6 protein-coding genes and 1 pseudogene are annotated in these 7,678 nt (G+C 34.1%); 3 read left to right on the top strand and 4 right to left on the bottom strand.

Features of this window, described 5'->3' with window-relative positions:
- Positions 1-173 precede the first annotated feature (173 nt).
- The 4 genes and pseudogenes from CJF42_RS29575 to CJF42_RS19615 all read right to left on the bottom strand — a co-directional run.
- Positions 174-314, bottom strand: a pseudogene (locus CJF42_RS29575) (IS256 family transposase); the annotation flags it as partial.
- Between the two features lie 131 nt (positions 315-445).
- The gene (locus CJF42_RS19625) at positions 446-2,809 is read right to left on the bottom strand and encodes a hypothetical protein (protein ID WP_212668838.1); all 2,364 of its coding nucleotides are present in this window, start codon (positions 2,807-2,809) and stop codon (positions 446-448) included.
- A gap of 315 nt (positions 2,810-3,124) precedes the next feature.
- Positions 3,125-3,442, bottom strand: a complete 318-nt coding sequence (locus CJF42_RS19620) for a hypothetical protein (RefSeq protein WP_095368307.1) — start codon at positions 3,440-3,442, stop codon at positions 3,125-3,127.
- Positions 3,443-3,670: 228 nt separating this feature from the next.
- Positions 3,671-4,336 carry a substrate-binding periplasmic protein gene (locus tag CJF42_RS19615; RefSeq protein ID WP_170940676.1) on the bottom strand — a complete coding sequence of 222 codons (666 nt, stop codon included), beginning with the start codon at positions 4,334-4,336 and terminating at the stop codon, positions 3,671-3,673.
- 294 nt (positions 4,337-4,630) lie between these two features.
- Between CJF42_RS19615 and CJF42_RS19610 the strand changes: the two genes are divergently transcribed.
- The 3 genes from CJF42_RS19610 (at position 4,631) to CJF42_RS29375 (ending at position 7,670) form a co-directional block, all read left to right on the top strand.
- Entirely contained in the window at positions 4,631-5,506 is an 876-nt protein-coding gene (locus CJF42_RS19610) for a hypothetical protein (RefSeq protein ID WP_095368305.1), read from the top strand.
- A gap of 286 nt (positions 5,507-5,792) precedes the next feature.
- Positions 5,793-6,851, top strand: coding sequence for a lipase family protein (locus tag CJF42_RS19605; protein WP_095368304.1), 1,059 nt, complete (start codon positions 5,793-5,795; stop codon positions 6,849-6,851).
- A gap of 546 nt (positions 6,852-7,397) precedes the next feature.
- Positions 7,398-7,670 carry a glycoside hydrolase domain-containing protein gene (locus CJF42_RS29375; protein WP_095368303.1) on the top strand — a complete coding sequence of 91 codons (273 nt, stop codon included), beginning with the start codon at positions 7,398-7,400 and terminating at the stop codon, positions 7,668-7,670.
- Positions 7,671-7,678 lie beyond the last annotated feature (8 nt).

Genomic DNA, 7,678 nt, shown 5'->3' with positions numbered 1-7,678 from the left:
TTAATTCACCGAGAATTGCTGTGTTTTATCCCAGTAAATTGACAAGCCAATTCACCTCAGTTTGACTGTCGAGTGTCTGCTCAATGTTACCGATATAGACGTTGATATACCTTGCTCAAGGCAAAATTTCTTTACTGATAAGTCATGGTCTTGTTGGGTTTAAACAATTGTAAGCCATTGCTGTGGTGTTCGTCGCTTGAGGTTTCGTGCTTAGAATAATCGAAATGATTGTCTAATTAGGCATTGAGAGCTGTTTCAGCGGTAATTTTGGTTAACATTTGACTGAAGTTATTTAAGTCTTTTTTAGTCTTAATTGATTTTTCCGCTTAGCGGACAAATGCTTCTAGTTCATTTTTATTCACCGTCTGCCTATCCTTAAACTCTTAATAGCGCTTAACGATAGGCGGTTACATAATATGAAACACAGTTTCTATATTAAGTCAGTTTACACATCAAGTATCGTTTTAATATTTCGATATTGCTGACGAATACGATCTTTTGTGTAGAAATTACCTATCATACTGGCAGTAACTAGTCTTTGTTCAGCTATATCACGTAATGAACATAAACCAGTTCGTATTAGGGATTTATTGTATTTTGAAGTGAAAAACCCTTCTTTGCGTCTAGTATCAGTAAAGGTAACCGGATTCTTTGGCATTAAGCCAAGGCCTGATTGAGTATCCGATTTTAGTAAAGTAATAACCCCTACTGGTTGACTGTTTTCGAAGATAACTAGAATGAGAGAATCTAATGTGTCACCCTCTTTCTGTATAACTTTCTCACACACCTCCATACTGAGAGTTCCTGGTCTTACAGTAGTTATAAGAAGCCTCATAGTATCTAAAAACTTCTTGATAATATCTCTGTGAGGTATTAAAACATAGCGCCAAAAATTAATGCCTGACTGTGGTATTTTTTTTACATTTAATATCTCAGCTTCCACATTTAAGGTAGTCAACCGGTCCCAAAGAGCAGCATCATCACTACAGTATTCGCTTATTGGAACTTCGTTTACATACTTCCGCGTATACTGCTGATACATCACTGAATCTTTACCCTTAGAGATAAGCTTCAGACATTCACCAATGCAATCTTTATAGATATCATTAATCGTGTGATTCCCGCGAGTCCCATATAAATTTTTCTGATAAGCTCCCATTGGGTCGAAATTATCCCGCACACTTAAAGAATCTACCGTAGGCTGATTAGTGAAGTTAATTCTCATCTGATTATATGCATGAACTGGAGTTACACCACCACCACCAGCAGCCATCAGTGTATTATACGCTCGTACCTGAGGTGCAAAGTTTTTATATATCAAGATAAACATAAACTCTTTAATAAGAGCCCTTGTTACATTTCCACCTGGATACGCACCAGGGTCATGCGTAGCTATAAGATAATTATCTAAATAATCAGTCACCATATTTCTTAGCCCAGCCTCCGCATTGGCCCGAAAGCTATTTATGGCAGGCAAGTCAGCTTCACCTGCTATCTTGCACATTATGTTATTTAAACGTTCTTTATAAGGGGTCATAAAATCATTAGCTAAATTAGCCCCGGTAATAACGGCATAACCAAGTAATGGGCCTGGGTTGTTACCTCGACGAACCTCCATTGCATGATGAATTTCGTTCGCCAAAGCGACAGAAAAAGCTTGGTCATAAATTGCTTCAAAACGTTCAGTGCGTTTGTTGCACTTGTCAATAGAACGTGCCTGACCAGAACAAATTTCTGCAATCATGGTACAGGTTTCATGAAAATGATACTCAAATGAAGGGCAAGGTAGGTTAACGGCGGTTGCATTTTGAACACCGATATCTAAGGGAATCAAAGCCATTTCGTGAGAATGTAATTCATCCCAAGACTCTAAGGCTTCTACTGAGTTAATACGAGGTATACTAACATCGATCAATTCTCCAAGCGCAAGTTTACGTACTGGTTTTAAATCAAGATAAGGATGGTTATAATGAAAAGTGTACCCTAAGCGATGTAACGAAAATGGTCCGATACTCTCATTAAATAATATCCCAGGTTGTGGGGTATTGCTATTAGCTTCAGCTGAGAGATCCAGCCCTGTTTTCATAAATAGACCTGTTTTATTATGGTCGAACACAGTTCGAAGTTTTTGTGTGGCATCCAATTGTAAATCCCAATCAGTGAAAAGAGTTCCAGCTGGAACAATTTGAGTTCTCACAGCATTAGGAAGTGCTGCTACCGAACCTTGAAAAGCACCTGCTAACGCAGTCGGTATATCACTATTTACCGAACCACCCCGAATACTATTAGCGCTATATGTTGGAAAGACTCCAGGCGGTATTGGAGCGGTAAAAGGAACGTCGTTTGCGGTATGAGTTCCGTAAGTTAAACCTAGATGAATTTCTCGACTCGTTTTTTTAAATTGCTCTACTAATATATCTTCCACTGCTTGATATATTTTCTCACGTATTGGCATTGGTAAGTTTGGGTTAATGACAATTTGAGTATCCCAATCTGAGGTGCCCCCCCCAGTGACAGTACGAGCTGCGGTCTGACTTAAGCATTTAAAAGCATTCCCCCCTTTCATATAGAATTTAACTAAGGTTAAATTAGGTTCTAAATTAACATTTTTAAATTCCTCTGTGCCTCTAAGATCTCCTAATTCTTGCTTAATATTATCTAAGCACCTAAGTACGCAAATACGTATGTACTTTGCTTGAGGGAAATTAGGATCAGTTAATGTATTTAGTTTACCAGTAACAAAACTAGACATTTTACGTCTAGATTTTTTTTCAATTGCTGACTCAATCATAGTGTATACCTTATTCATTATATCAAGTTTATAGAAGAACCTATAAAGCATTTATAAGACGATTAAGTGCAATTAATGTGATTTTTTTTACTTAATATAGATATTACTTAAATTCAGTTTTTATATGGCTGACCGATTTGCAGCATTGCCTCTGTCAATGCTGTAACGCTAGTTTATTGTTTTCAGTATATCAGGGAGCACTAATGGCCATAAAGCGTAAGCGTGTAACAGAGCTTCTTAAATAGAGAAGGATGAGCGTTAAATTTCGTTCATCCTTAAAGGCGTGTCTAACTAGAAATGAGAACCAGTAGCTTAGATAATAAGGGCGCTATATTATAGGTGATCTAAGCAAAAATCAGTGCCTATAGCGATATAATTTATTTGAGCTATCATTGCATTAACTATAATCGCTTTACCAGTATCACTTAATTTGGTTCGATTTAAATCTAAAATAATATTTTGCATGAGTTGAACAGTGACATCAGCTGACTTTTGAAATGCGGTAAAATCATTATGTTGACCAAATACATCAACGACTTTATCAAACTCTTCATCGGCTTTGTCTCTCATAAGCTTAAAATCATTAAAAGTTACTTTTCCGTCAGTTAAGATTTCATTCAATAGTGCTTCTTGGTTTTTAGAAATATTCATAATATACCCTGTTTATCAAATTATTGACGCGTGTCTTTTTGTGGTTTAAGTAAAATTAAAGACGCTCGCTTTTCTAAATTGTGAAGTTTTTAATAAAATAAAGAACAATACTCGCTTGGAATCACTTATCTGATAAAAGCTGAAATAATAGAGAAGTTGTTACACTTTTTAGATTTCGCATCGTTACATGGGCATACCTACTGACGTTTATTTTTACCTTTTCATTCGTTAATTTACACTGTCACCTATATATTTTTTAAGTATTTCATTATATTTACCTGATGCTTTAAGTTGATCGAGTGCATTTTGCCATTTTAAAACTTCATTTGATGGAATGTTTTTGGAAAGTGCAATGTATAAGTCAAATTTTAGTAATTCAATATTCACTCGCTCTATTAATGTACCCTCTATTTTTTTTTTATTAATGAAATGCTTTACGGTGAAATCACCTGATACTATCAGGTCAACTTTATGCCGAGCTAACATTTGTAAAGAGTTGAGAGTTTTTAATGTAATGAATAAGTTATTAAATCCTTTAGACAACAAATATTTTTGCTCAGGAAAACCTCTAGTTATCAAAATCATAGAGGTCTTTTTTGCATCATCTAAGCTTTCTATATGTAATTTTTTATCTTTATTCTTATAAAAATAGACGACTTCAGTTGCAATAGGTCCAACCCAGTTGAAAAGAGGTTCGCGCTCAGGAGTTCTCGCCATAGAAAAAAGAATATTATTACTGCCATCTTTAGTCATGCGATAAGCTCTTGCCCATGGGTAAATTACAATTGTATCTGGATGGTTAATCTTTTTTAAAATTTCACGTACTACTTCAACAGTTATGCCTGTGGGAGTTCCGTTTTCAATATAATTCCATGGTGGGAGTGCTTCAGCCATAATATTATACTTAGCAGCGATCGTTTGAGGGAATAAAAATATTAAAAAAAAACTCATGTATTTGACTAAATAATTCATTTTACACCATACTTATTTACCTCTTTTATACTAAGTAAAGTTCTTAAAAAAATCAAAAATTTAATACATATTGAATTTAAGATATTTAAACTATGAGTAAATATAAATCCGATTAATCACATTTTTTCTTGTTAGGCGTCTTTTGAATATTCACAAAACTGCAATTTGTGATCTACATCATATATCTATTTTACATAATCAAATTTGGAGTTAATTATGCCAACTGTTCAAGAACGAATAGACAAAATTGAGGAAGACATTGAAGCTAATGCCGAGAAGAATACTCAAACAACCGCGAAAAATACAAAACGTAAAACCTCAAAAAAGACAAAAAGTAAATCCTCAAAAAAGACTGAAAGCAATCAAGAGAAAGTAGTGACCATGCAAGATTTTATGAATATGTTCATGTCTATGCAGAAGAATAAAACTGATAGTTTTGTTAGTTCAAGTCCATGGGAATATGTTGATGATGATGAGGAGGAGGAGGATCCTATGGATGCTGCTAATGATATATATTTAAAGGTATTTACTCAACTCATTAAAACGACTGAAGAAATAACCGATATTTTAAAAAGTGCATATACAATTAATCAATTTATAAAAAATAGTGGTGCTCCTCGTAATAATCTTGAGAGAATAGAGATAAAAGAAGGTAAAACACTTCGAAAGACATTAATTAAAGTTCTTGAAAAATATAAACTTTCGTTAAATAATTTAAATAAAGCAGATGATATGTTAAAACCTGCTCTTTCTTCAAGCATGCATGCTTTAGCAGCTAAACACAGAACCTATTCTTTAGATTGGGAAAGTACATCAAGTAAGCAAATCATAGAGATCGCGGTTGAAAAAGCTAAAAACTTAGATTATGAATCGTTTAGAACTTTTATTACTCATTCTATTCTAGATATCTCACAATTAGGGGCGGTGATCACCAAAATAACTGAAGATGAAGGTAAAAATAGAAATGGAAAGTTTATCAAAGATGACGATGTTGTACGTGCAATTATAAATGAACGATATGATTCTCTGGCAAACAAAACGCGAGAAACCGTGATCGAGCTGGATGACAGAGTTAAGCGAGGCTGTAAATAACTTTAGTTAACAAGTAAAAAAATGAGAGTTCTCGTTTAAAAAAACTCTCATTTTAAATGATATCGCAATAAATTAAACTCCGCCGCCTCTATTTTTATTTTATATGCCTCCTCAATACATAATGTCAATATCCTTAAATGTTAATCCAACAGGTAAAAAGACTGATAACTTTAAATTTTAAGATTTTTAATCACAAAATTTAAAGTTAACCGACTTCTATAGCAGTCCATATAAAAACTTTATACAACACATTTAAATAATAATTTTAACATAAGGAATTAATGGCATGACCTATCTTGTTGCATCATCCCCACATGAATTAAAAAATGCAAAAGAGTTGATAGATTATTCAATACCGAAATATAGGCAAGCATATAGTGATCGAACTAGTTGGTTGATGGCCTGTCTTTCAGAACTCGCTTATATAAAATTTAACCCTTTTATACCAACTGAATTATATGCAAAACATTTTTTGGATAATGTTCGAAACTTATTAAATAAAAAACAGCACCAGCATCTCGGTCTTTTATTCCAATCTACCAACTATGATCTTGAACTGGAGAAAAAAAAGCTCAGTAAAAACCTATTATTATTAAATATGAAATTAGTCGCTACTTTCGATAATCAGGGCACGCAAGCGTTATTAGTCACTAATGGCAATATTTGCGTATTAGCTTTTAGAGGAACTGAACTACATAGTTTACAAGATATAAAATCTGATATTAATAGCGATATGAGAGCATGTGTTAATGGAGGTAATGTTCATGTAGGTTTTAATGACGCTTATGAATCTATCGCAATTGAATTGGAAGAACGCCTCAAGTACAGTGATGTGAATTATTTACCATTATATATTACAGGTCATAGTCTTGGCGGCGCTATTGCAACAATAGCGGCTAAACGGTTGAAACATCAAGCTGGTATTGCAGCTTGTTATACATTTGGTTCACCTAAACTTGCTGATCCTCAATGGGGCTACAGCATGAAGACTCCCGTTTATCGTATTGTGAATTCATTTGATTGCGTACCTTCTTTTCCACCGAGTGGAGGTGCCAATTATATTTTATGTAAAACACTTAACTATATACCGTTTATTGGCCCTAAACTCTCATCAATTGTTAAGTTATTAGCTAAAAACTATATGCATTGTGGCAATATGCGATATATAACGCACTGCAACCTTGAGTCTTTAGAAAGCACCAATATTCACTACAGTGTCAGCTTATTTTATCGACTCAGGCAGTTAATCGTAAAAAAACTCCCATTTACTAACTCTTTAAAAGATCACAGCATTAAACAATATCGCAAAAAATTGGCTGTTATAGCAATGAAGCGTAATAAATAATTATAACTATTAGACTGATACCAATACGCGTAAGTTAGTGAGCTATTATTTATTCGTATTGGTACTAGAGTACCGTTCAGTTTAAAATATAGTCACCAGCGAGAGCCAAAAATCACACATGCCACGTTGTATCAGCTCGAAATAGCCCACTATTCCATTCTCTAATACGCCTTGCCTGTGTGATTTTCGGACCATTATGGTATTCATATTTTAAACTAATCGGTGCTGTAGGGGCTGTTGAACTTTCGAGATTACTTTTGCACGACAAGATTATATTATGACTTTTATCTGCTCTCGACTTCTGTAGTAAGTTCAATTTATAATAGTTTTACTGTGCGTATTTAACACATAATTGATTATCGTTACTCAAAAAATTAACGCCGTAATCTTTTTCTACCCAAACCACTTCAAGGTGTAGGATTCAGTTCGAGTTAGAAATGCTTTCAGCAAGATATTGATACAAAGAATGGTTCTTTTTCAAGATCCATTGCTTTTTAACTTTGTAAAAGTGAGGAATGTAGAAGCCAATCAAGAGTAAAATAATTAATTGAACAACATTTCGTCAATACGCCTCATGATATACCTGGTAATGATGACACTGGAGCTATGTCCTCATGCTTAGTGTTCAGTATGATGGATATCTATCCAATAACACCTAGGGATATGAATTTCGCAATAACCTTCCCTTCTTTCGAAGAAATATCCATCTCTCTTAACCAAGATTATTATAAAGGGAAGTTATTTAAATTCACCATTTACTTTAGATTTAACCCTTACTCCTTAAGCGGCAAGGAATTAAACCTAAAGACAATACTGTAAATTAAGTA

The sequence above is a fragment of the Pseudoalteromonas sp. NBT06-2 genome, assembly GCF_002276045.1.
Taxonomy (GTDB): domain Bacteria; phylum Pseudomonadota; class Gammaproteobacteria; order Enterobacterales; family Alteromonadaceae; genus Pseudoalteromonas.
Note: the sequence above shows the minus strand (reverse complement) of the source record. Positions and strands in the feature narration are given on the sequence as shown.